Raw genomic sequence first — 21,083 nt, 5'->3', positions numbered from 1 at the left:
GGTCAATCGGCTGTCGCCCCCCGCGATGATGGCCTCTATACTAGCTCCCCGTTTGTGCACCGCTCTAGTGCATTCGGCTGGAGCGCGACACGTCCCTCCACACTCCATTCAGAGCCGCCGTAAAAATGAGCCTGTTCTCCGCTGTCGAAATGGCACCACGCGATCCAATCCTGGGCCTCAACGAAGCATTCAACGCCGACACCCGTACCAACAAGGTCAACCTTGGGGTGGGCGTGTACTGCAACGAGGAGGGACGCATTCCACTCCTGCGCGCCGTTGTCGAAGCCGAGACAATTCGCGCCGCTCAACACGCTTCCCGTGGCTACCTGCCGATCGACGGCATTGCCGCCTACGACCAGGCGGTACAGAAGCTGCTGTTCGGCAACGACTCGCCCCTGCTGGCCGCTGGCCGCGTGGTCACCACCCAGGCCGTTGGTGGTACGGGCGCCCTGAAAATCGGTGCCGACTTCCTCAAGCAACTGCTGCCCAACGCCGTGGTCGCCATCAGTGATCCAAGCTGGGAAAACCACCGCGCGCTGTTCGAAACCGCAGGTTTCCCGGTACAGAACTACCGTTACTACGACGCCGCCACCCACGACGTGAACCGTGCCGGCCTGCTGGAAGACCTCAACGCCCTGCCGGCCCAGTCGATCGTGGTGCTGCACGCCTGCTGCCACAACCCGACCGGTGTCGACCTGAGCCCGCAGGACTGGAAAAACGTCCTGGAAGTGGTCAAGGCGAAAAACCTCGTGCCGTTCCTCGACATGGCCTACCAGGGCTTTGGCGACGGCATCGACGAAGACGCCGCCGCAGTGCGCCTGTTCGCCGAGTCGGGCCTGACCTTCTTCGTGTCCAGCTCGTTCTCCAAGTCGTTCTCGCTGTACGGCGAGCGCGTTGGCGCCCTGTCCATCGTCAGCAGCTCGAAGGAAGAAAGCGCTCGCGTGCTGTCCCAGGTCAAGCGCGTGATCCGCACCAACTACTCCAACCCGCCAACCCATGGCGCAACCATCGTCGCCGCGGTGCTGAACAACCCGGAACTGCGCGCCCAGTGGGAGCAGGAACTGGCGGAAATGCGCCTGCGGATTCGCGGCATGCGCACCCAGATGGTCGACTTGCTGGCCAAAGGCGCCCCTGAGCACGACTTCAGCTTTGTCGGTCGCCAGCGCGGCATGTTCTCCTACTCCGGCCTGACCGTTGAGCAAGTGACCCGCCTGCGCAACGAGTTCGGCATCTATGCGCTGGACACCGGCCGTATCTGCGTGGCCGCGCTGAACCAGAACAACATCGACGCCGTGACCAAGGCCATCCTGCAAGTGATCTGATTCACCGCAGCGATACCCGAAGGGGAAGCCGACAGGCTTCCCCTTTTTTGTCGGCGTCGCACCATTCCCCTGCCTGGTCCCACAGCCTCTAGACTGTGACCCTGTATTCCCCTGCTGATCGAGAAACCGATGAAAGACGATGACCTGCGAGCTGACCGCGACGAACTGGAGCATTACCGGCCCCGCTCGCAGAAACGCGAGAAAAGCCTGGTCCTGCAAATTGCTCTCGGGGTGTTTCTCGGCGGACTGGCCTTGTGGCTGGTACAACTGGCAGCCAGCTCGCTGATGGCCAAGCTGATGCTCGGCACCCTGACCTTCGGCGGCTGAACAGCCTCACCCCGTCAGTTCAACCAAGCGGTGGCTGGCGGCATCATCGAACGCCACGTACAACGCCTCGGCCACCTGGCTCTTGATGGCCTTGGCGCTTTCCAGTCCAAGGACAAAACCCTCGGCCTTGCCGCCGGCACGATTCAGATCGGGCGTCGAAGCGGCCTGGGTAATGGCGTCCAACAGCTTGCTGGCCTGAGGCCCCACCCCTTTGGGCAGGCTGATCTGCTCGATGCTCATGACAGCACCCCGCAGCGGGCGGCGAAAAACACGGAAGAAACCTGGGATACATCGAAGCGGATCATAAAGGCTTACCTATGCGGGCTTGAGGCCGGTAGCGCGTGGAACCACTTCCGGGCAGCCATGGTAGCCCCTATCGGATCACGTAACGGCCCGCCAGCCGATAAAACCCTCGAAGTCATGTCGGCCGTTCATTCAGATCCTCGCCGCGCTGAAAAAAATCTTCATGACTTGTTGACTTCCCTTTTTGAATCAGTAAGATACGGCGCATTCCGCGATAGCTCAGTTGGTAGAGCAAGTGACTGTTAATCACTGGGTCCCTGGTTCGAGTCCAGGTCGTGGAGCCATATTCCTACACTGATTTGCCTCAAACCCTACAAGAGCGCCCTGCTCTTTCGGCCAATCAGCTCAAACGCGTCCCCCAATAAATTTCCCTATCCGCATGTCAGCCAGGCATGCGGATGAAATGCTTTGTCGAGCCGAAAGACTCAGGCCAAGGTCGGGTTGCCTTGTCGCAATGGCCTGACGTAGGCTGTGCGCCTATTTTTCCGGCCAGTCAGACAACGATGTTCCTGCCAGCACAGTTCCCGTGCCTCTCCCCTTCGATGAGCCCTTCGGCAACCCTGGCCGTTGCCCAGCATGATTGCGCGATCAACCGTCGTCGTCGCAGCGTCCTGTTCGCCTTCACCTTCTCCCCGCACCAGGGCCGTCGCTAACCGCGATTGAGCCCGGCGCCGCCACGCCACCTTGGGCGCCAGCTGTCGGGGCCGACTCGCCAGCGAAGACGCGCTGAAAAGCAACGCATCAGTCAATCAGCGCTTCGCCGGCAAGCCGGCCCCAACGCCAAGGGCACAAACCCGGCTCTCGCCCGTACCTCGGCGGATGCTGTCACGCCGCGTCCGCACACCTCTATTTTTCAGCGCCTGAAGTGCCGGGCGCGGGTCTTGAACATGAACAAAGCCTTGTTAGCCGCCCTGATCCTGGGCATTTCCATTGTCGGCCTGAGCATAGGTTCCACGGTGCCGATCCTCGCCCTGCGCCTGTATCAGGCCGGCGCTTCGAACAACCAGATCGGCATCATGTCGGCACTGCCGGCAGCGGGAATGATGCTCTCGGCCTTTATGGTCAATGCCCTGGGCCAGCGCCTGACCCGACGCCAGATCTATCTGCTGTGCTTCAGCCTCTGTGCGCTAAGCGTGGCTGCCCTGGAACTGCCCGACGCCAGTCTCTACAGCCTGGGCCTGGCCCGGGTCGCCATGGGGCTGGGTGCCGGGCTGATCATCATTCTCGGGGAAACCTGGGTCAATGAAATGGCCGAGGACGCCAGCCGTGGACGCCTGGTGGCGGTCTACACCACTTGCTTCACCTTCTTCCAATTGCTGGGCCCTGGACTGGTGTCATGGCTGGGCACCGAGGGGCCGGCGGTGCTGGCGATCGTCAGCGTCGGTTATGCCATCGCGATTGCCGTGGTCTGGCTGACCCTGCCGCAGACAGACGCCGCGAACCTCCAAGAGGAAAGCCGGAGCTTCTCGGTTCTGGGCTTTATCCGCATCGCCCCGGCCTTATGCGTGGGCATCCTGTTCTTCGCCTTTTTCGACAGCGTGGTGCTGTCGCTGTTTCCGGTGTACGCCGCCGGCCACGGCTACAGCATCAAGCTGGCGGCGCTGATGGTGACCATCATTCTCCTGGGGGATACAGCGTTCCAGTTTCCCCTGGGCTGGCTCTCGGACAAGCTGGGGCGCCCCGGCATCTACCTGGGTTGCGGTTGCATCGCCCTGCTGATCGGCCTGTGCCTGCCCCTGCTGATGAGCGCCCCCGGCCTGCTCTGGCCGAGCCTGGTCATCCTCGGGGCGGCGGCAGGCGGTATCTACACCCTGGCCATCGTGCTGATCGGTCAATCCTTCAGCGGAGCGGACCTGGTCACCGCCAATGCCAGTGCCGGCCTGCTCTGGGGCATCGGCAGCCTGCTGGGCCCTCTGCTCAGTGGGGCCGCCATGAGCGGCGGCAGCTATGGCCTGCCCCTGACCCTGTCGGCCGCCGCCGCGGTGGTCGTGGGGTTTGCCTTGTCCCTGGTGCGCCAGGAGCAACTCGACAAAGTGGCGCAATAGTCAGGCGGCCGTCTGCCGGCGCGGCCTCTGATCATTCACAGGCCGCGTTTTTGTCATTACCATCGCGCCCTTCGACGCCCCCCAACGGATACCCCTGCCATGGACCGAGCTCTGCGCCTTCTGCCTCTGTGTGGACTGCTGTCACTGCTGCCTCTGCCGGCCCTGGCCAGCCCAGCGGTGGATTGCGCCACCCTGAGTGACAACGCCTCCCTGGAGGCCGGCCAATACCGTCCGCCCCTGGAGGCCAAGGTCATCGGCGAAGGACGGCTGCACTTCCACAGCGGGCCCGACACCGCCTGTGTGAACAAGAAACTCTATGTACTCCCTGGCGACGGCCTGACGGTGTACGCCTCCAGCGACACTGGCTGGGCCCAGGTCATGTACATCGCCAAGGATGGCGAGGACTACAGCGGCTGGGTCGAGGAACAGCGCCTGCAGCTGGGCGGTCATTACGGCGGCCCGCAACTTCCCGACGAGGTCACGGCCTTTATCCAGCGCCATGAGGATTGCCTGCACTTTGCCGGCGAGGAGGCCTACGACGAAGAGCGCCGGGCCGAACTGGAGAAAGCCGTCAATGCAGTCTGTGTCGGCCATGATCGCCAGCTCGCCGCCCTGCGCAGCCAGTACCAGGACAACCCCGAGGTCCTGCAAGCCCTGGAGCCCCTGGAAAACCTCGAATAATCACGCCCCAATAAAAAACGGCGCCATCAGGGCGCCGTTTCTTCATGCCGCACCACTTGCACTCAATGCGTGACTTCGGCGCTGCCACGGGCATGGCTTGGCGCAGAACCGTCACCAGGCTGCGGCGAGGACTGGCCCGAAACCTCAGCCACCAGCGGAACCTCATTGCCTTCAGCATCGTGCAGCTTGCCACCGCTGAAATAGTCGCCTTCACGCAACCCAGCAATGTCCTGGAAGCGCAGGCTTCGCTCGGTGCCGGCGACGAACACCGACTGCTGGTCGGAGTTGCCCGCGGTGAAGTGGTTGAACGCCAGGTTCAGCACGATCGCCATGATCGCCGAGGAACTGATGCCCGAATGGAAGATCGTCGCGAACCAGCTGGGGAAATGGTCGTAGAAGCTCGGCGCGGCAATCGGGATCATGCCGAAGCCGATCGAGGTGGCAACGATGATCAGGTTCATGTTGTTGCGGTAGTCGACCTTGGACAACGTGCGGATGCCACTGGCGGCCACGGTGCCGAACAAGACGATACCGGCCCCGCCCAGCACCGAGGTCGGCACCGCGGCAATCACCCGCCCCATGAAGGGCAGCAGACCGAGAATCACCAGGAACAACCCGCCGGTGGCGACCACGAAGCGGCTCTTGATCCCGGTGACCGCCACCAGCCCGACGTTCTGGGCAAAGGCGCTCTGGGTGAAGGAGCCGAAGATCGGCGCGATCATGCTCGACAGCATGTCGGCACGCAGGCCATCGCCCAAACGCTTGGAGTCGACTTTGGTGTGGATGATTTCACCCACCGCCAGGATGTCCGCCGAGGTTTCCACCAGGGTCACCATGACCACGATGCACATCGACAGGATCGCCGCGACATGGAAGGTCGGCATGCCGAAATGGAAAGGCGTGGGCAGACCGAACATCGGCCCCTGGGTGACACCGGAAAAGTCCGCCATGCCCAGGAACACCGCAACCACGGTGCCAATGATCATCGCCAGGAGAATCGACAGCCGGGAAATCGCCGCACTGCCGATCTTGCTCAGCAGCAGCACCAGGGCCAGCGTCAGGGCCGCCAGGCCGATGTTCGACATGCTGCCAAAGTCCGCCGCCCGACTGTTGCCGCCCATGGCCCAGCGCGCCGCGACCGGCATCAGCGTCAGGCCGATGGTGGTAATGACGATGCCGGTGACCAGGGGCGGAAAGAACTTGGTGATCCGCGAGAACACCGGGGTGATCAGCAGACCGATCAGCGAGGCGGCGATCACCGCCCCGAGCACCGACTGGAAGCCGCCTTCCCCGGTACTGGTGACAATCGCCACCATGGTTGAAACACCCGCAAAGGACACCCCTTGCACCAGTGGCAGCTTGCAACCGAAAAACGGCACACCGAGGGTTTGCAGCAACGTCGCCAGCCCTCCCGCGAACAACGAGGCCGCAATCAACAGGCCGATCTCCGCCGGTGACAGACCGGCCGCCTGGCCGATGATCAAGGGCACTGCAACGATACCGCCGTACATGGTCAGCACGTGTTGCAGGCCATAGGCCATATTCGCGCCAATACCCAAATTTTCATCTTCGGGCCGTTGCTGTGAAACCTGGGGCGTATTCATGGTGTGGGGTTCCCTGTTTTTGTTATGCGCACACTGTATGCAACATCCAAGACAACTGTCCATAGGATTGTATACAGTTTGCCACTCGGGATTTATTTGACCCCCATCAACGGACACCCCGGGCAAAGCCCTCGACTGCCTCCCCTTCACCAGCCTGAAAAGCCGCCCCAGAGCCATCGCTCAGCCGAGCACCGGACACCAGCGGCGCCCTCGCGCGCGTTGTTTCACGCCATTCCAGGGGTTGAAAAACAGGATGAAAAAAGCCGATCCGCTTGCCGGATCGGCTCAGGCCCCGCATCCGCGGAACAATTACTGGGCCGGAACCCGGATCTTGTACACATTAGGGGCGACACGGACCCACTGATCACTGACCAGCGGATAGACCTTGGTCCGCGCCGACAAGCGCAGCAATTGCGAGTTGATGGTGGCCAGGGTCTTGAGGTTGCCATCACGGGTATAGCTCAGCATGTTGTCCCGCAGATTGATGATGGTGTTCCAGGTGTCCGTGTTGTTGATGATGTATTGGGCGTTGCGCTCGAACGCCTCACCCGGGTCATCATTGCGACCGTTAGGCCCAAGGAACAGGTTCCACGGCATCCAGGTGTAGAAGCCATGGAAGGTGTCCCAGCCCAGCGGCCGTGGCGGCACGCCGGCGTTGGCCCGCACCACGCCCCGGCCGATCTCTTCAAGCAGGGTCTTGGCCTGGTCGTAGTCGGCCTGTACCGCCGGGGTGACGTTGACCTGGTTGTCCCGCCCATAGCTGAGCAAGCGCCCGCCAAAGCCGTCCCAGAACCCTTTCAGCTCCTTGAGATGCCCACGCTGCACCACGGACATGTAGAAATCCCGCAGCTGGTTGTAGGCAATGATGTGATGGCGACTGACCGGGACGGTGTACGCCGCTCCGGCACCGGAAGCCGTGAGATCGGCGTTGTAGTTGTTCGACGGTGGATAGGGTGAGCCGGCACGGGCGTCCATGCTCAGGTTGTAGTTGCCGTCGGGATTGGGCACGGCGTAGCTGGCGCTGGCCCACAGGCCGAGCACGACCAACAGGGCTGCGAGCAGCCCTGCCTGGAAACGTCTCAGCGATGCACCAGTGCTGTCGAGCAGGCTTGAACGGGGTGTTTTGTGCATGATTCTCTCCTTGAGAAATGACCGGCTTGCCGGTGCAGTCTAAGGAGCAGGACCCTGCAGATTTAACCGGGAATCGATTCCGCGCCCGCCCCTGGCGGGCACTGCAAAACCGGAAAAATCAGGACCCAAGCAATTGTCCGAGCGCCCGCCGCAGTTCGGGAGGGTTGGGCAGGCGCAAGGCGAACTCGTCCTGCAGCAGGCGCATCAATTCCCCGGCCTCGGTGATCTCCCGTCGCTCGCTGGGCTGCCCCATGCGATGCAGGGCGTAGCTGCCGTTGTTCAGCGTGCGGCGCACTCCAGGCCCTATCAGCGCGACTTTCAGTTGGCCGAGGAAGGGCGAATCCGGGTGGGTGGAGACGTACCAGTTGCCCATCTCGTAATCCACATCGCCCTGCACCTGCAGATCGAAGACATAGAGAGCCCGCCACTGCTCCGCGACCTTGGCGCGCAGGGTGTAGCTGCCCTCGCGCCGGGTGATGCGATAGGGCTCATGGGGCGTGGCCTGCTCTTCTTCGGTGTCCAGCAGCAAGGGCGTGGTGGGCACCATGCCGCCAAAGCCGACGTCGGCGATGTAGCGTTGCCCATCCAGATGCAACAGGGTAAGCCGATGGCTGCGAGCGGTGAGCGCATCCTCCGGCCCTCCCATCACCACCCGCCCGGTGATGCCCCGGGCCTCGTAGCCCAGGTGCTGCAGCAAGGCCAGGAAGCTCTGGTTGAGCTCGTAGCAGTAGCCGCCGCGCCCCTCGTGGAGAATCTTGCGCTCCACGGATGCCAGGTCGATGGGCACCGGCACCCGCAACAGGGTCGACAGGCTTTCGAAGGCAAAACGACAGACATGACGCCATTGCAACTCCCGCAGGTTTTCCAGGGTCGGCGCTGGCGCGCGCGGGTAACCGAGTTGCTGCAGGTACAGGTCAAAGTCCATCAGGTGCGGCTGGCTCATGCACAAATCCTTGAAATGAGGGTCGCCCAGGGTCGCAACCGACCCTGGCAGGTCGGCGCTATGTATAAGCCAGAAGCAGGGAATCCAGACAATAAATTCGATTGATATGTTTTATTGCCTTGGCCCTGGATTGCCCCTTGCCAAGCGCCAGGGACGACTCTGTAATAGTCCCCCTTCGAGTGGCAGCGTCGCTTCGGCAACGTCGAGGCCCAGCGCTTGGTGCGGCGCCATGCCCTTGAACATAAGGCCCGGGGGCGGGTGCAGTGCATCACCGGTGAAATCTCGCGCTGCGATCCTGCGTCCCGGGCACGACAGCAAGGCATCATGCCCGATGGGCGCCCGCGTAAGTACGTGCGCTCTGGCATCATCGACGACAATCCGCCAGCACCTGCAACACTGTGTCAGCCGATCCTGAACCTTCAAACCAGCCCCCTTTACAAGGATGTAGCCATGCCGGTCGATTTCACCCTACGTCACGCTGAGCGCGGGGATGCGCTGTGCATCAGCGGCCTGGCCACCCAGGTCTTTCTCGACACCTACGCCACCGATGGTATGCGCAGCGACCTGGCACAGGAGGCCCTGAGCGTCTACGCCCCGGAGCAGTTCCGCCAGCGCCTCGAAGATCGCTCCAGGAGCCTCTGGCTGGCTGAACGCAACGGGCACCTGCTGGGGTTCGCGGAATTCAGCCGCCAGGCCCGCCCGCCGCTCCCGGAGTTATCCGATGCCGTGGAACTGGTGCGCCTGTACGTGCAGCGTCACGCGCACCGGCAAGGCGTTGGCCAGGCGCTTCTGCAACAGGTGGAAAGCCGGGTGGAAAACAGCGATACCCCGTGCCTGTGGCTCGCCGTGTGGTCTGAGAACCACCGGGCACAGGCCTTTTATCAAGCCCAGGGATATGCCTGCATCGGCCACACCGCGTATGAATTTGCCGGCAACGCCTACGCCAATCAGGTGTTCTGCAAGCGTTGGTAGCACCTCAACGATCGGAGCGCTGCAAGGGCTCCCCGGCGCGCGCCCCTGGCAATGCCATGACACGGTTGCGACCCATGGCCTTGGCCTGGTAAAGCGCCTCGTCCGCGCGCTCGATAAACATCTCGATACTGTCGCGCCCGGTGGGCACGAAGGCATAACAGCCCAGGCTGACCGTCACGCATCCCACCGGGGACCCGGAGTGGGCAATGTTGCGCTGCATGACACTGCAGCGAATCTGTTCGGCCATGGCCAGCGCGCCATGGATATCGGTATCGGGCAGCAACACCGCAAACTCTTCGCCGCCGTAGCGCACCGCCAGATCGGCCTTGCGCTGGCAACAACCCTTCAGGGCCTGGGCCACCTCCGTCAGGCAGTGATCGCCCGCCACATGGCCATAGGTATCGTTGTAGCGCTTGAAGTAATCGATATCGACCATGATCAGGCTCAACGGGCTGTGTTGCCGGGCGCCACGACCAAACTCGATCATCAGGGAACGCTCGAACAAACGCCGATTGGCCAGGCCGGTGAGGCTGTCATGGGTGGCGATCACCTCCAGCGCCTCCTGGGCGTTGCGCAGGTCCGTCTCGATCCGTTCGTTGTTGCGCACCTGACTGACGAACACCCAACCGAACAGCCCCACCCCCAACAGCACCAGAGCGACGATGGCCGAGGATTGATAGGCCGAGGCGTACCAGCCCTTGAGAATCGAATCCTTGGAGTTTGCCGCGGCCACCACCAGCGGGTAGGCCTGCAACTGGCGATAGCCATACAGGCGTGTCACCCCATCCACGATCGAGGTGATCATGGCATTGCCGGCAGTGGCCTCGGGCAGGTACTTGCTGAAGATCTCGCCCCGGGCCAGGGACGCACCGATCTGCCGCTCCTCGAATGGCCGCCGCGCGATCAGGGTGCCATCGGACAGGGCCAGGAACATCGCGCCCCGCTCATCGATATTGAAGCTTTTGAAGAACTGATCGAAATACGCCAGCTTGATACCGGCCATCAGCACGCCCTGGAAATGGCCATCCTGGTCATTGATCCGGCGCGAGATGGGGATGATCCATTCACCGTTGGCGCGACTGCGAATCGCCGGGCTGATATGGGCTTGCAGCGAGGCGTTCTGCTGGTGAAAGCGGAAGTAGTCGCGATCGGCAACATCCTTGCCATGGGGCGAATCGTTGAACGAACTGACCACCCACTGGCCTTGCTTGTCGTAGAGAAACACCCCGCTCAGCTGGTTCAGGGCCTGCACCCGCCGGGCAAAGATCTGCTGCAGGCGCGGGCGCTGCCGTGGCCCGTCCCCCAGGGCCTGGATCCACTCGGACAGGCTCATCAACACCAGGTCGGCCTCCATGAAGGTGTCCTCGGCCTGCTGGGCAATGGCCCGGGTCAGGTTGGTGGAGTTGACCTCAGCCTGAGCCAGGTCATGACGCCAGGACTGCTCCAACTGCAGATACAGCAAACCGCACAGGCACAGGAATACCGTGGCAATGAAGGCCACCGCGGCCTTGAGCAGCGGCAGGCGCTTGAGGTTGCCGCCGGGGGCATGCTGAGGATCGTAGATGGGGACAGGCAATAGGGTCTTCCTGACGGGAAAGGCCTGGGCAACAAGGCGCATCCCCTGGTTGTTTTCGAGACTGGCGCAACGGCCAGCACCCTGCGAAGCATCATTTCCGTGACGTTTGAACACCGGCACGGCGCCCACGCAAGTGCACATGGCCTGCCCCACGCTGGGGTTATCGGCCGCAAAGGGCGATGCCTGAAGCGCGCACCGTCGACTGCCACAACATTCTGCAATCCGCCAAGACAGGACCGCCCTCCGCGCCCGATCCGCCCCAAAGCCCCCTGAACACGCGAAACCGGGCATCGGGCAACGGCGGCGACGGTGCTCGGGCAACAGTGTACAGAGCCCGGCCCGGTGGCGACTGCGACAAATCGAGCCCTGACAACCTTCGCCAGCCCTCTGCCCCGCCATCCTTGCCGCTCAGGCGCGAGCGAGCAAAAAAACTCGCAGAAACTCCATCGTTTCATGCATTCCTGGTCTATACACAACTTATAAAAACAGCCCGCTGTACCCTGTTCTCCCCTTCATCAGAACCTCTTGGTCACACACAGGCAGCGCTGGAAATCGAGTTACCAAGGAGTGGACGTTGATTGGTAGTCACACGCTGAATCGCTTCATGTTCAGGCCCTGGCGCCATCGAGAACTGCTGTTGGCCCTGATCGAACGTGAAGTGGCAGGCCGCTATCGCGGCTCGATCGCCGGGCTCCTGTGGTCCTTCCTCAATCCCCTGCTGATGCTGCTGGTCTACACCTTCGTTTTCAGCGTGCTGTTCAAGGTGCGCTGGGAAACCGGCAGCGACTCGAAACCCCAGTTCGCCCTGCTGGTGTTCACCGGCATGCTGGTCTTCAACCTGTTTTCCGAATGCCTCGTCCAGGCTCCGGGGCTGATCCTGAACCACGCCAATTACGTGAAGAAGGTGGTGTTTCCTCTGCAGATCCTGCCCTGCGTGATGCTCGGGGCAGTGCTGTTCCATACGCTGGTGAGTTTTATCGTCTGGCTGATCTTTCACCTGCTGGTCTTCGGCCTGCCGCCGCTCACCACCCTGCTATTGCCTCTGGTCCTGCTGCCGCTGGTGCTGTTCACCCTGGGACTGTCATGGTTGCTGTCCGCCCTTGGCGTCTATCTGCGGGACATCGGTCAGGTCGTCGGCGTACTGACGTCGGCTCTGATGCTGCTGTCCGGGGTCTTCTACCCGGTGAATGCCTTGCCGGCCACCTACCAGCACTGGCTCTACTTGAACCCGCTGACCCTGGTGATCGAGTCTGCCCGCGATGTACTGATCTGGGGGGTGGTGCCCGATTTCGGGCCATGGCTGGGACAACTGACGGGAGCCGGCATCGTGGCGGTTCTCGGTCGCGTGTGGTTCGAGAAAAGCCGCCAGGGGTTCGCCGATGTGCTCTGAACTGGCGATCAGGACTCAGGGCCTGGGCAAGTGCTATCAGATCTACGACCAGCCGCGGGATCGCTTGCTGCAATTGCTCAGGCCTAGCGGCAAACAGCGCTATCGCGAGTTCTGGGCATTGAAGGAGGTGTCGCTGGAGATTCGCAAGGGCGAAGCCCTGGGCATCATCGGGCGCAACGGCAGTGGCAAATCAACCTTGTTGCAACTGATCTGCGGCACCCTCACCGCCACCACCGGCAGCCTGTCGAGCCACGGCCGTATCGCCGCCCTCCTGGAGCTGGGGTCGGGCTTCAACCCGGAGTTCAGCGGCCGCGAGAACGTCTACCTCAATGGCGCAGTACTGGGCCTGAAACGCGCGGAAATCGACGCGCGCTTCGACGAAATCAGCGCCTTTGCCGGGATCGGCGAGTTCATCGACCGGCCCACCAAGACCTATTCCAGCGGCATGCTGGTGCGCCTGGCGTTCGCAGTCTCGGTGTGCGTGGAACCGGACATCCTGATTGTCGATGAGGCCCTGGCCGTCGGCGACGCCTCGTTCCAGTTCAAGTGCCTGGAACGGCTCGACCGCCTGACCCGACAAGGCATGACCCTGCTGTTCGTGTCCCATGACATGGGCATGGTCAAGCGCTTCTGCACTCGCGCCCTGTACCTGCGTGACGGTGAAATCCGCGCCAGCGGAGCGCCGGAAACCATCGCTGAACTCTATCTGCTGGACATGCGCGACGAGCAGCGCCGCTGGGCCAGCGCCGGGGCGATCCAGGTCCATGCGAAGACGCCGCTCAACCCGGAAAGCGGCATGGCCTTCGGCACCGCTGAAGGGCGGATCACCTCAGCGGTCTTCAGCAGCACCGGCGCGCTGTACTCGAGTTTTGCCCACGGCGACATGATTGAGATCGTCATCGACACCCTGGTCAGCGACAGCGTCACCCGCCCCAACATCAGCCTGACCGTCCAGGAAGCCCGGCTGCTGGTGGTCAGCGGGGTGAATGCAGCCCTGCACAGCGATGTATCCGAGGCCGGCTGGCGACGCGCCTCGATCTGCTTGCGCTTCGCCGCCAACCTCGCCGCCGGGCGCTATCACATCACGCTGAAGCTGATGGACGGCGAGACCGAGGAAACCTCCCAACTGATTGAAAAACAGGTGGCCCTATTGGCCTTCGACACCTTGCCGGGCAACCAGCACTTTTTGGGGATCGTCGACTTGCATATCGAAGACGTCACGGCAAAGCGCCAGACAAACCCGCTGACCAAGGAGCGCTCATGAGTGACAAGACGTGGCAGGTGGCGATCTTCGGCACATTTGACGTGGCCAACTATGGGGACCTGCTGTTCCCCATTCTTGCCGAGGCGGCACTGCGCAAGCGCCTGGGCGCAGTGCAGTTGCGAGCGTTCTCCTACCACTCGCGCAGCACACCAGAGTGGCCTTACGACGTTACTTCGGTCAGCGAGCTGCCCCAGTTCATCGACGGCCTGGATGGGGTATTGATCGGCGGAGGCTTCATCATTCGTTTCGACAAGGTGATCGCCCCCGGCTACTTCCCTCCCAGCCCGCAGATCCACCATCCCACGGGCTATTGGCTGTCGCCCGCGCTGATTGCCCTGCAACACAACGTGCCGCTGATCTGGAATGCCCCCGGCATGCACTGCAATCCGGTTCCGTGCTGGGCCAAACCGCTGGTCAGGCTGGCCCTGGAACAGAGCCCCCATGTTCGGGTTCGCGATGCACTGTCAGCAAACACGCTGTCCACACTGAGCGAGCAGGCGCAGGTCGAGGTGCTGCCGGATACCGCCTTCGGCCTGCCCGACCTCGTGGACCCACAGCAAACGACCCCCGCCTACCGGCGACTGTGTGAAACGGCGGGATTGAACGGCCCCTACCTGGTGGTGCATGCGATTACCGGCCTGGAGCACTTCCTGCACCTGTGGAAAACCCACAATGCAACGTTTGCCCGCTGGCAGTTGCTGCTATTGCCCATTGGCCCAGTCCTGGGGGATCAGGAGTCCATTCTCGGCACTGACCTGCCGCGGGCCGTCAGCCTTGATACCTGGCCGGAGCCACTGCTTCTGGCCGAAATCCTGGCCCACGCCGAAGGGGTGATCGGCCACAGTTATCACCTGGCAATCAGCGCCTTGGCCTTTGGCGTGCCCATCTTCAGCTCGGCCGACCTGAGCCTGGGCAAGTACACCGCATTACTGGAATACCGGGGGATCCACGCCCTGCCCAGCGGCCAGGCCATCGACCCGCAGTGGTTCCTGCAACGCCTGGGCGCAACGCAGCCCTGCCCCCGGGTGAGCGCCGCGCGGGAACAAGTGCATCGCCATTGGGATCGGGTGGCTGAAGTCATCGGTCAGGGCCCACGCCCCACCAGTCAGGCGCTGGACCGTTTCTGGCAAGCGCTGCCCGGCCTGCTGGAAGAAACTCGCCTGGACTGGCGCGAGGAATGCCTGAGCAAGCAGGCCGAACTGGACGAGCTGAAAATCCGCGTGCAGCAACTAACCGACCTGCAGGCACAACAACAGGAGCTCATCGGCCAGACCAGCGGCGAGCTCGAACGCATGTACAACTCCAGTTCCTACCGCATCACCGCGCCCCTGCGCTCCTTGCGTCGCAGCTTCAGACACCTATTGAGGAGATGAAATCGATGCTAGACCTGACAAGACTCAATCAACAGCCACTCCATACACAGCCCTTCCACTGGGGGCAGATCGATGGCCTGTACTCAGCCGAAGACGCCGCCGCACTGGCCACCACCTATCCCCATGACGCCTTCAAGCGGGTCTACGGATATGGCGGAGAAAAAGACTACGAGTATCAAGCCAGACAATTGGTGGAAATGGGCACCGGGCGCATCGTTCATCCGGAGGGCCTGAGTCCCGCATGGCGCGCACTCGCCGCCGAACTCAGCTCAGAGGCCTATCGCCTGGCGATGTCGACGCTGACCGATATGGACCTGCGCACGGCTCCGATGGAGATCAATGTATTTCACTATGGCCCGCAGGCCTGCCTGGGTCCTCACCCGGACCTGAGCGACAAGTTGGTAACCCACATCCTGTATTTCAACGAATCCTGGAACATCAGCGATGGCGGCTGCCTGAACATCCTCGGCTCAGCGGACCCGACGGACGTGGTGGCGGTGATCCCGCCCCAGGTAGGTCACTCAGCAGTCCTGGTGCGTGCCGACCATTCATGGCACGCCGTATCGAAGGTAGCGGACAACTGCCGGACTTCACGCCGCAGCATGACCGTGACCTTCTACCGTGCAGGCTCTCTGAGTTCGATGTGGCCAGCTGCGGACCAAACCCCGCTGCATGACTATGAAGGGCCTCATGACTGAACCTTACGCAGACACAACTGACTGCAACATCGCCAGACAGGAAGCCTGGAATGCCGCTCCCTGATCTCTCGGTGCTGTTCAGCCCACTGCGCAAACTCTATCGGAGACTGCCGCTGCCTTATGCTCTGCGAGCCTTGCTGGGTCGAATCTATCGCCAGATAGGGTCGCCGGTGCGCCGCGCCATACAGCAACGCATACTGGCCAAGAGTCTGTTTCAGCCTCCCCATTGTCCCTTGCAGGAGTCGCTGGGAGACCTGCCGGACTATCTATTCTGGGGCGTCATCGACTGGGACTTCCGCCACCAGCGCCCGCAACACCTGGCCGAGCAATTGAGCCTTGGCGGGCGTCGGGTGTTCTATATTTCGAGCACTCTGCAGGACGACCCTCGCGCCGGCTTTGCACTACGCCCTCTTGATCAGGCCGGGCGTCTGTTCGAAGTACGACTTTTTGCCCGTGCAGCTCCCATCATTTACCACAGGGCACCGGACGCAACGCTGACCTGTCAGTTGCGCCGCAGTATCGGTGAACTGCTGAGCTGGGCGAACACCCCCCGGGTGATATCGCTGATCCAGCACCCCTTCTGGACACCTGTGGCTGGGGTACTGCCCAACAGCCGGGTGGTCTATGACTGCATGGATCTGCATCAGGGGTTTGGCAACAACGCCGCCGAGTTGCAGGACCTGGAACGCGATCTTATCGGCGTGGCTGATCTCACCTTGTTTGCCTCGGCGTGGCTTGAACAGCATTGGCACCGACAGGTCTCGAGAACGCCCAACCAGCAGTGGGCGGTGCTGCGCAACGCCGCTGACTTCGACTATTTTTCCAAGCCCGCACATCACCCTTATCAAGTTCCAGGAGAAGGTCCGGTTATCGGCTACTACGGGGCACTGGCCCATTGGTTCGACGTGGAACTGCTATCCGCCATCGCCGAGGCCTTCCCCTACTGCACCGTCCTGCTGATTGGCACGGACACCGCGCGCATTGGTGCACGCCTGCGACGCCACGCCAATGTCAAGCTCACCGGCGAAGTGCCGTATCGACAACTATCGGCGTACCTGCAGGCATTCGACGTGTGCATCCTGCCGTTCCGGATCGAGGCGCTGACCCTGGCCACCAATCCGGTCAAGGTGTACGAGTACCTGAGTGCCGGCAAACCGGTGGTGACGGTGGATCTCCCCGAACTGCACGAGTTCAAGCAACAGGTCACCATCGCCAAAGACCAGCACGCCTTCATCGACGCCATCGCCCGGGCGTTGCAGGACCCCGGAAGCAACGCCGAGTCTCGACAGCGCCAGGCTTTCGCAGCGCAGCAAACCTGGCAGCACCGAGTACAAGATTTGCTCGCCCTGACCGAAGGCACTCAACAACAGCCTCGGGCGAGCGTGATCGTGGTGACCTATAACAACCTGGCCTTCACCCGGGACTGCCTGGCGAGCCTGACCGCCGATCCTCAGGGGCAGACGCTGGAAATCATTGTCGTGGACAACGGCTCCAGCGACGGCAGCGTCGAGTTCCTCCAACAATGGGCGGCAAGCTGCGGGCAGACGCTGATCCTCAACAGTAGCAATCGAGGTTTCGCCGCCGCCAACAACCAGGGCCTGGCTCGGGCCAGGGGCGAGTTCCTGGCGCTGCTCAACAATGACACCCAGGTCACTGCCGGCTGGGCACAGACCTTGCGTCGCCACCTGCAACGCAACCCCGGGCTTGGACTGATTGGAGCGGTGACCAACAACATTGGCAACGAAGCGAAGATCGACATCCACTATCAGGACTCGCAAGAGATGGCCATTCGCGCCCGTCAGTACACCTGGCGCCATGCCGGGCTGATCGTGCCCTGTGCCACGCTCGGTTTCTTTGCGGTGATGATGCCCAGGTCGACCTATGAGCGTGTCGGCCCCCTGGACGAAGCCTTCGGCCTGGGCTTCTTCGAGGATGATGACTATTGTCGCCGCGTCGAGCAGGCGGGGTTGTCCTGCGCCTTCGCCGAAGACGTGTTCATTCATCACCACCTTTCAGCCTCCTTCGCGCAGATGCCCGGCAAGCAGCGCCAACGGCTATTCGAACGCAACAAGGCCCTCTATGAAGCCAAATGGGGCCGTCCCTGGGTTCCTCACGTCGCCCGGGAAAAGCCATGAGACTGGTCTATCTGTCACCCGTCAGTTGGCACAGCTTCACGCAACGACCGCACGAACTGGTCCGACAATTCCATATCGCGACCCGGGCCCCAGTGTTGTGGATCGATCCCTACCCCACTCGCCTGCCGGTGCCGGGAGATCTGCTGCGACGACGCTCACTCAGCACCGCCCATGAGCCTCTGCCCGACTGGCTGAGCCTGATCCGTCCACGGGCCCTGCCAATAGAACCCCTGCCCGGTTCGGGGTGGTTGAATCGCCTGCTCTGGCAGGGCCTGATACAGCAAGTCAGACAGTTCGCCCAGGGCCCCACGCAACTGGGTATTGGCAAACCCTCGCGACTGGCCCTGCAACTGCTGCAGGAGCCGCTGTTTGCCGGCAGTTTCTATGACGCCATGGACAACGTTCCGGCGTTCTACAACGGCTGGTCACGGCGCGCCATGCACCAGCGCCAGCACCAAACCGCCAGGGCTGTGACCTCGGCCCTGAGCTCCTGCTCGACCCTGCAGCACTACTGGCTGCAACAGCAGGTCAATACACGACTGCTGCTCAATGGCTGTGCCAGCGAACGGCTGCCCGAGCTGCCGCTGTCTCGGTCCAGGAGAGAATCCGCGCCCCCCGTATTCGGCTATATCGGTACCCTCGCCAAATGGTTCGATTGGGATTTTGTACTGACCCTGGCCCGGGCATTTCCCGAGGCCGAGGTACGCCTGATCGGTCCCCAGCACGGTCCATATCCATCCCCACTGCCCAGCAATATCCGGCGCTTTCCAGCACTTCCCCACGAGGCGGCGCTGCATGCCATGACCGAATTCGACGTCGGCCTGATTCCGTTCAAACGCGATGACATCACCCGCTACGTCGACCCGATCAAGTACTACGAGTACCGGGCCCTGGGCTTGCCGGTGGTGAGCACGGCATTCGGCGAAATGAGCACCAGGCGCGGTATTCAAGGCGTGTTCCTCAGCGATGGTCTTGCCGACATTCCCCAGGTCATCCACCAAGCGCTGGCGTTCACCGAACCGCTGGCCGAAACCCTCAAGTTCCGCGAGGCCAACTCCTGGGCAAAACGCTTCGAGGTGGCCCATGCCGCAATCCTGTGACGTGGTGGTGGTCAACTACAACGCCGGCCTGCTGCTGCAAGACTGCGTGATATCGGTGCTGGCCCAGGGCGTCAACCGACTGGTGCTGGTGGACAACGCCTCCCACGATGACAGCCTGGAACGAGTTGCAACTAGGTTTGGCGCTGATGAACGCCTGATCATCCTGCGCAATCCAAGCAACACCGGCTTTGCCGCCGCCTGCAATCTGGGCGCCAGGCACTGCGAGCAGGCGCATATCCTGTTCCTGAACCCCGATACCGTATTGCAAGCAGGAGCGCTGCAAGCAATGATCGACGCCCTGCGTCACTCCGACGACCTGGGCATGGCGGGTGGCCTGCTGTGTAATTTCGACGGTAGCGAACAACCCGGAGGGCGCCGGGTCTTTCCCACGCCACGGCGAGCGGTGGTGCGCGCCCTCAACCTGTCGGGCCTGGCCTGGCTGTCGCCGCGGCTGTTTTCGGACTATCTCCTGCACCGTGAGCCCCTGCCTCTGCATCCGACACTCGTGGAGGCCATTTCCGGCGCCTGCATGCTGGTCAAGCGCAAAGCCCTGGACAGCGTTGGCGGCTGGGACGAAGGCTATTTCCTGCACTGCGAGGACCTGGACCTGTGCATGCGCTTTCGTCAGGCAGGCTGGAAGGTCTGCTTCGTACCACAGGCAAGGATCTTTCATACCTGGGCCGCCTGCAGTCGCACACGCCCGGTGTTTGTCGAGTGGCACAAACACCGCGGAATGATTCGCTTCTATGGCAAGTTTTTTCGAGATGACTACCCGAGGCTGCTGTCCTGGGGTGTTTCGGCGGGGGTTTGGGTTCGATTCGGAATTATGGCGGGTTATCACTCGGTTCTGCGGCTAGGGCGAATACTTGGGCAAAAATGCTAGGATCGCCGCCTTACTGAAAACTGAACGCTTCGACGGCACCTAGGGCGCGGTCGATTTTGCAAAAGGAAGTCGCAATGAGCGTCCACCTACTTCTCTGGCTCATTCTGACTGGCATGACCGCCTACCTGGCGAACGCACGTGGCCGATCAGGACCACGATGGTTTGCAATCGGGCTTTTTCTCCCTGGCGTTGCCCTGATCGCTGTTTTGTTGATGCCACGCTTGGCGAAGACTGGCGTCGACGCCCTGGTGCATGAGGACCTGCGCCCCTGCCCTGCCTGCACCCAGAGCATCAAAGCAGCCGACACACGATGCAAACATTGCAAGGCCGAAGTGGAACCTATCGCGTTGAAAGATCGCAGCGGTTGGGTGGCACGATTCACTGCCAACAGCGATCAAGAGTTTGAACGACTGGCCGCGCAGCTAACGCTGATCGACATACCGACCATCCTCGATGAAGCCCCCTACGCGTTCGCCGGCCCGTTTGAAGAAAAAGCCGAGGCACAGAACATGCTCAACTACCTGAAGTCCACCCATGGTCTGGATGGGCTGGTGACTTGGCGCTCGGTCACGAGATAACGTCCCCCTTTCAGCCCGGGCCTTATATAGCGCGCCGCAAATCCCGAGCCAGCTGTTTTCAGACGCGAGCCCAACTCTCTTGATAAACTCGGACAGCGTCGCAACAGCCGTATCTGTGCCCTATTGGCCGATACCACCTGCGGTCTGTAAGCGAAACCTGATCATGACAATAGTCCCTTGGCATCCGTGCAAAAGTGCTTGCCACCTTGAATCAGTATTTCTCGGAAAACGCCGGTTTACCCCAAAACACGCCACAAACACGTAGAGCAAAATGGTCCAGAATTCAGCTACAGCCCCAGTAAACTCGAGCCCTACGCTGTCTCGGCGGTTTAGCGTGGCACCCATGATGGATGGGATCGACACAACCCTCTACAGGCCTTGATTTTACTGGGCCACAGCCTTTCCCCACGCTACCTCGTGTGCACTCAGTGTGCAATTTCAGAACCACTCGTCGTACCCCTTACGCCCGCCTAAAGACCCCCTTTAGCTCCGTCAGCTCTGCATCAGTCCAGTCGCTGGCTATGCCAATGCCCCCCAAAAGTCTGTCCAACCCCTGGCACTGCCGACTGACACTACTCATATAAGTCACCGCTTAAGCACCAGGCTCCGCTCAGCATGAGTGCGACCCAGCTTTAGGTCACTGCGGTCGACTGCGACACCCAGGTATTTCGCATTCACCATTAGTGACATGAGGGCATTTCGCTCTCCCGGACTGCGACTATTCATAATTTCGCACACCAGCAAAGCGACCCCTGACG

At 61.9% G+C, this 21,083-nt stretch carries 18 protein-coding genes and 1 tRNA gene; 14 read left to right on the top strand and 5 right to left on the bottom strand.

Annotation, left to right across the window (positions count from 1 at the left end; translation table 11 throughout):
- Positions 1-125: 125 nt before the first annotated feature.
- Positions 126-1,322 carry an amino acid aminotransferase gene (locus GWQ44_RS05025; RefSeq protein ID WP_199010377.1) on the top strand — a complete coding sequence of 399 codons (1,197 nt, stop codon included), beginning with the start codon at positions 126-128 and terminating at the stop codon, positions 1,320-1,322.
- 129 nt (positions 1,323-1,451) lie between these two features.
- Positions 1,452-1,649 carry a hypothetical protein gene (locus tag GWQ44_RS05020; protein ID WP_016965551.1) on the top strand — a complete coding sequence of 66 codons (198 nt, stop codon included), beginning with the start codon at positions 1,452-1,454 and terminating at the stop codon, positions 1,647-1,649.
- A gap of 6 nt (positions 1,650-1,655) precedes the next feature.
- Here the strand turns inward: GWQ44_RS05020 and GWQ44_RS05015 are convergent, their stop codons facing one another.
- Positions 1,656-1,889 (bottom strand): hypothetical protein, encoded by a 234-nt coding sequence (locus GWQ44_RS05015; RefSeq protein ID WP_047303100.1) that lies wholly within the window; start codon positions 1,887-1,889, stop codon positions 1,656-1,658.
- Between the two features lie 271 nt (positions 1,890-2,160).
- On the opposite strand from GWQ44_RS05015, the gene GWQ44_RS05010 reads away from it, so the two are divergent.
- The 3 genes from GWQ44_RS05010 to GWQ44_RS05000 all read left to right on the top strand — a co-directional run bounded on the left by GWQ44_RS05010 (position 2,161) and on the right by GWQ44_RS05000 (position 4,678).
- Positions 2,161-2,236, top strand: a tRNA-Asn gene (locus tag GWQ44_RS05010).
- Positions 2,237-2,839: 603 nt separating this feature from the next.
- Positions 2,840-3,997 carry an MFS transporter gene (locus GWQ44_RS05005; RefSeq protein ID WP_016965553.1) on the top strand — a complete coding sequence of 386 codons (1,158 nt, stop codon included), beginning with the start codon at positions 2,840-2,842 and terminating at the stop codon, positions 3,995-3,997.
- 99 nt (positions 3,998-4,096) lie between these two features.
- A complete protein-coding gene (locus tag GWQ44_RS05000) occupies positions 4,097-4,678 on the top strand; it encodes an SH3 domain-containing protein (RefSeq protein ID WP_275926785.1) in 582 nt (193 codons plus the stop codon).
- Between the two features lie 62 nt (positions 4,679-4,740).
- Here the strand turns inward: GWQ44_RS05000 and GWQ44_RS04995 are convergent, their stop codons facing one another.
- The 3 genes from GWQ44_RS04995 to GWQ44_RS04985 form a co-directional block, all read right to left on the bottom strand.
- Positions 4,741-6,282 carry a nucleobase:cation symporter-2 family protein gene (locus GWQ44_RS04995; protein ID WP_275926784.1) on the bottom strand — a complete coding sequence of 514 codons (1,542 nt, stop codon included), beginning with the start codon at positions 6,280-6,282 and terminating at the stop codon, positions 4,741-4,743.
- Positions 6,283-6,591: 309 nt separating this feature from the next.
- Complete coding sequence (locus GWQ44_RS04990; RefSeq protein WP_275926783.1) at positions 6,592-7,413, bottom strand: hypothetical protein; 822 nt, start codon at positions 7,411-7,413, stop codon at positions 6,592-6,594.
- Positions 7,414-7,531: 118 nt separating this feature from the next.
- On the bottom strand, positions 7,532-8,356 hold the full coding sequence (locus GWQ44_RS04985) for an arylamine N-acetyltransferase (RefSeq protein ID WP_275926782.1): 825 nt from the start codon (positions 8,354-8,356) through the stop codon (positions 7,532-7,534).
- Between the two features lie 450 nt (positions 8,357-8,806).
- On the opposite strand from GWQ44_RS04985, the gene GWQ44_RS04980 reads away from it, so the two are divergent.
- Positions 8,807-9,328 carry a GNAT family N-acetyltransferase gene (locus GWQ44_RS04980; protein ID WP_275926781.1) on the top strand — a complete coding sequence of 174 codons (522 nt, stop codon included), beginning with the start codon at positions 8,807-8,809 and terminating at the stop codon, positions 9,326-9,328.
- A gap of 4 nt (positions 9,329-9,332) precedes the next feature.
- Here the strand turns inward: GWQ44_RS04980 and GWQ44_RS04975 are convergent, their stop codons facing one another.
- Positions 9,333-10,904, bottom strand: a complete 1,572-nt coding sequence (locus GWQ44_RS04975; RefSeq protein ID WP_275926780.1) for a GGDEF domain-containing protein — start codon at positions 10,902-10,904, stop codon at positions 9,333-9,335.
- A 574-nt stretch (positions 10,905-11,478) separates the two neighbouring features.
- On the opposite strand from GWQ44_RS04975, the gene GWQ44_RS04970 reads away from it, so the two are divergent.
- The 8 genes from GWQ44_RS04970 to GWQ44_RS04935 all read left to right on the top strand — a co-directional run bounded on the left by GWQ44_RS04970 (position 11,479) and on the right by GWQ44_RS04935 (position 20,325).
- Positions 11,479-12,294: an ABC transporter permease gene (locus GWQ44_RS04970; RefSeq protein WP_103739358.1), complete on the top strand. Its 816-nt coding sequence runs from the start codon at positions 11,479-11,481 to the stop codon at positions 12,292-12,294.
- Positions 12,284-13,558 carry an ABC transporter ATP-binding protein gene (locus GWQ44_RS04965; RefSeq protein WP_275926779.1) on the top strand — a complete coding sequence of 425 codons (1,275 nt, stop codon included), beginning with the start codon at positions 12,284-12,286 and terminating at the stop codon, positions 13,556-13,558. The genes GWQ44_RS04970 and GWQ44_RS04965 overlap by 11 nt, the downstream gene beginning before the upstream one ends.
- Complete coding sequence (locus GWQ44_RS04960; protein WP_275926778.1) at positions 13,555-14,931, top strand: polysaccharide pyruvyl transferase family protein; 1,377 nt, start codon at positions 13,555-13,557, stop codon at positions 14,929-14,931. The genes GWQ44_RS04965 and GWQ44_RS04960 overlap by 4 nt, the downstream gene beginning before the upstream one ends.
- 5 nt (positions 14,932-14,936) lie before the next feature.
- A complete protein-coding gene (locus GWQ44_RS04955) occupies positions 14,937-15,629 on the top strand; it encodes a 2OG-Fe(II) oxygenase family protein (RefSeq protein WP_275926777.1) in 693 nt (230 codons plus the stop codon).
- Between the two features lie 50 nt (positions 15,630-15,679).
- Positions 15,680-17,764 (top strand): glycosyltransferase, encoded by a 2,085-nt coding sequence (locus tag GWQ44_RS04950; protein WP_275926776.1) that lies wholly within the window; start codon positions 15,680-15,682, stop codon positions 17,762-17,764.
- Positions 17,761-18,864, top strand: coding sequence for a hypothetical protein (locus GWQ44_RS04945; RefSeq protein WP_275926775.1), 1,104 nt, complete (start codon positions 17,761-17,763; stop codon positions 18,862-18,864). The genes GWQ44_RS04950 and GWQ44_RS04945 overlap by 4 nt, the downstream gene beginning before the upstream one ends.
- Positions 18,848-19,747 (top strand): glycosyltransferase family 2 protein, encoded by a 900-nt coding sequence (locus GWQ44_RS04940; RefSeq protein WP_199011602.1) that lies wholly within the window; start codon positions 18,848-18,850, stop codon positions 19,745-19,747. Before GWQ44_RS04945 ends, GWQ44_RS04940 begins: the two co-directional genes overlap by 17 nt.
- Positions 19,748-19,821: 74 nt before the next feature.
- A complete protein-coding gene (locus GWQ44_RS04935; protein ID WP_275926774.1) occupies positions 19,822-20,325 on the top strand; it encodes a zinc ribbon domain-containing protein in 504 nt (167 codons plus the stop codon).
- The last annotated feature ends 758 nt before the right edge of the window (positions 20,326-21,083 follow it).

The organism is Pseudomonas sp. 3MA1, assembly GCF_029237275.1.
In the GTDB taxonomy this organism is placed as follows: domain Bacteria; phylum Pseudomonadota; class Gammaproteobacteria; order Pseudomonadales; family Pseudomonadaceae; genus Aquipseudomonas; species Aquipseudomonas fluorescens_AP.
Note: the sequence above shows the minus strand (reverse complement) of the source record. Positions and strands in the feature narration are given on the sequence as shown.

Coding starts and splice junctions, on each gene's coding strand:
- GWQ44_RS04990 (WP_275926783.1), bottom strand. CDS start 7,413: ATGCACAAAACACCCCGTTCAAGCCTGCTCGACAGCACTGGTGCATCG.
- GWQ44_RS04980 (WP_275926781.1), top strand. CDS start 8,807: ATGCCGGTCGATTTCACCCTACGTCACGCTGAGCGCGGGGATGCGCTG.
- GWQ44_RS04965 (WP_275926779.1), top strand. CDS start 12,284: ATGTGCTCTGAACTGGCGATCAGGACTCAGGGCCTGGGCAAGTGCTAT.
- GWQ44_RS04985 (WP_275926782.1), bottom strand. CDS start 8,356: ATGAGCCAGCCGCACCTGATGGACTTTGACCTGTACCTGCAGCAACTC.
- GWQ44_RS04960 (WP_275926778.1), top strand. CDS start 13,555: ATGAGTGACAAGACGTGGCAGGTGGCGATCTTCGGCACATTTGACGTG.
- GWQ44_RS04945 (WP_275926775.1), top strand. CDS start 17,761: ATGAGACTGGTCTATCTGTCACCCGTCAGTTGGCACAGCTTCACGCAA.
- GWQ44_RS04950 (WP_275926776.1), top strand. CDS start 15,680: ATGCCGCTCCCTGATCTCTCGGTGCTGTTCAGCCCACTGCGCAAACTC.
- GWQ44_RS05000 (WP_275926785.1), top strand. CDS start 4,097: ATGGACCGAGCTCTGCGCCTTCTGCCTCTGTGTGGACTGCTGTCACTG.
- GWQ44_RS04940 (WP_199011602.1), top strand. CDS start 18,848: ATGCCGCAATCCTGTGACGTGGTGGTGGTCAACTACAACGCCGGCCTG.
- GWQ44_RS05005 (WP_016965553.1), top strand. CDS start 2,840: ATGAACAAAGCCTTGTTAGCCGCCCTGATCCTGGGCATTTCCATTGTC.
- GWQ44_RS04935 (WP_275926774.1), top strand. CDS start 19,822: ATGAGCGTCCACCTACTTCTCTGGCTCATTCTGACTGGCATGACCGCC.
- GWQ44_RS05025 (WP_199010377.1), top strand. CDS start 126: ATGAGCCTGTTCTCCGCTGTCGAAATGGCACCACGCGATCCAATCCTG.
- GWQ44_RS04995 (WP_275926784.1), bottom strand. CDS start 6,282: ATGAATACGCCCCAGGTTTCACAGCAACGGCCCGAAGATGAAAATTTG.
- GWQ44_RS05020 (WP_016965551.1), top strand. CDS start 1,452: ATGAAAGACGATGACCTGCGAGCTGACCGCGACGAACTGGAGCATTAC.
- GWQ44_RS05015 (WP_047303100.1), bottom strand. CDS start 1,889: ATGAGCATCGAGCAGATCAGCCTGCCCAAAGGGGTGGGGCCTCAGGCC.
- GWQ44_RS04955 (WP_275926777.1), top strand. CDS start 14,937: ATGCTAGACCTGACAAGACTCAATCAACAGCCACTCCATACACAGCCC.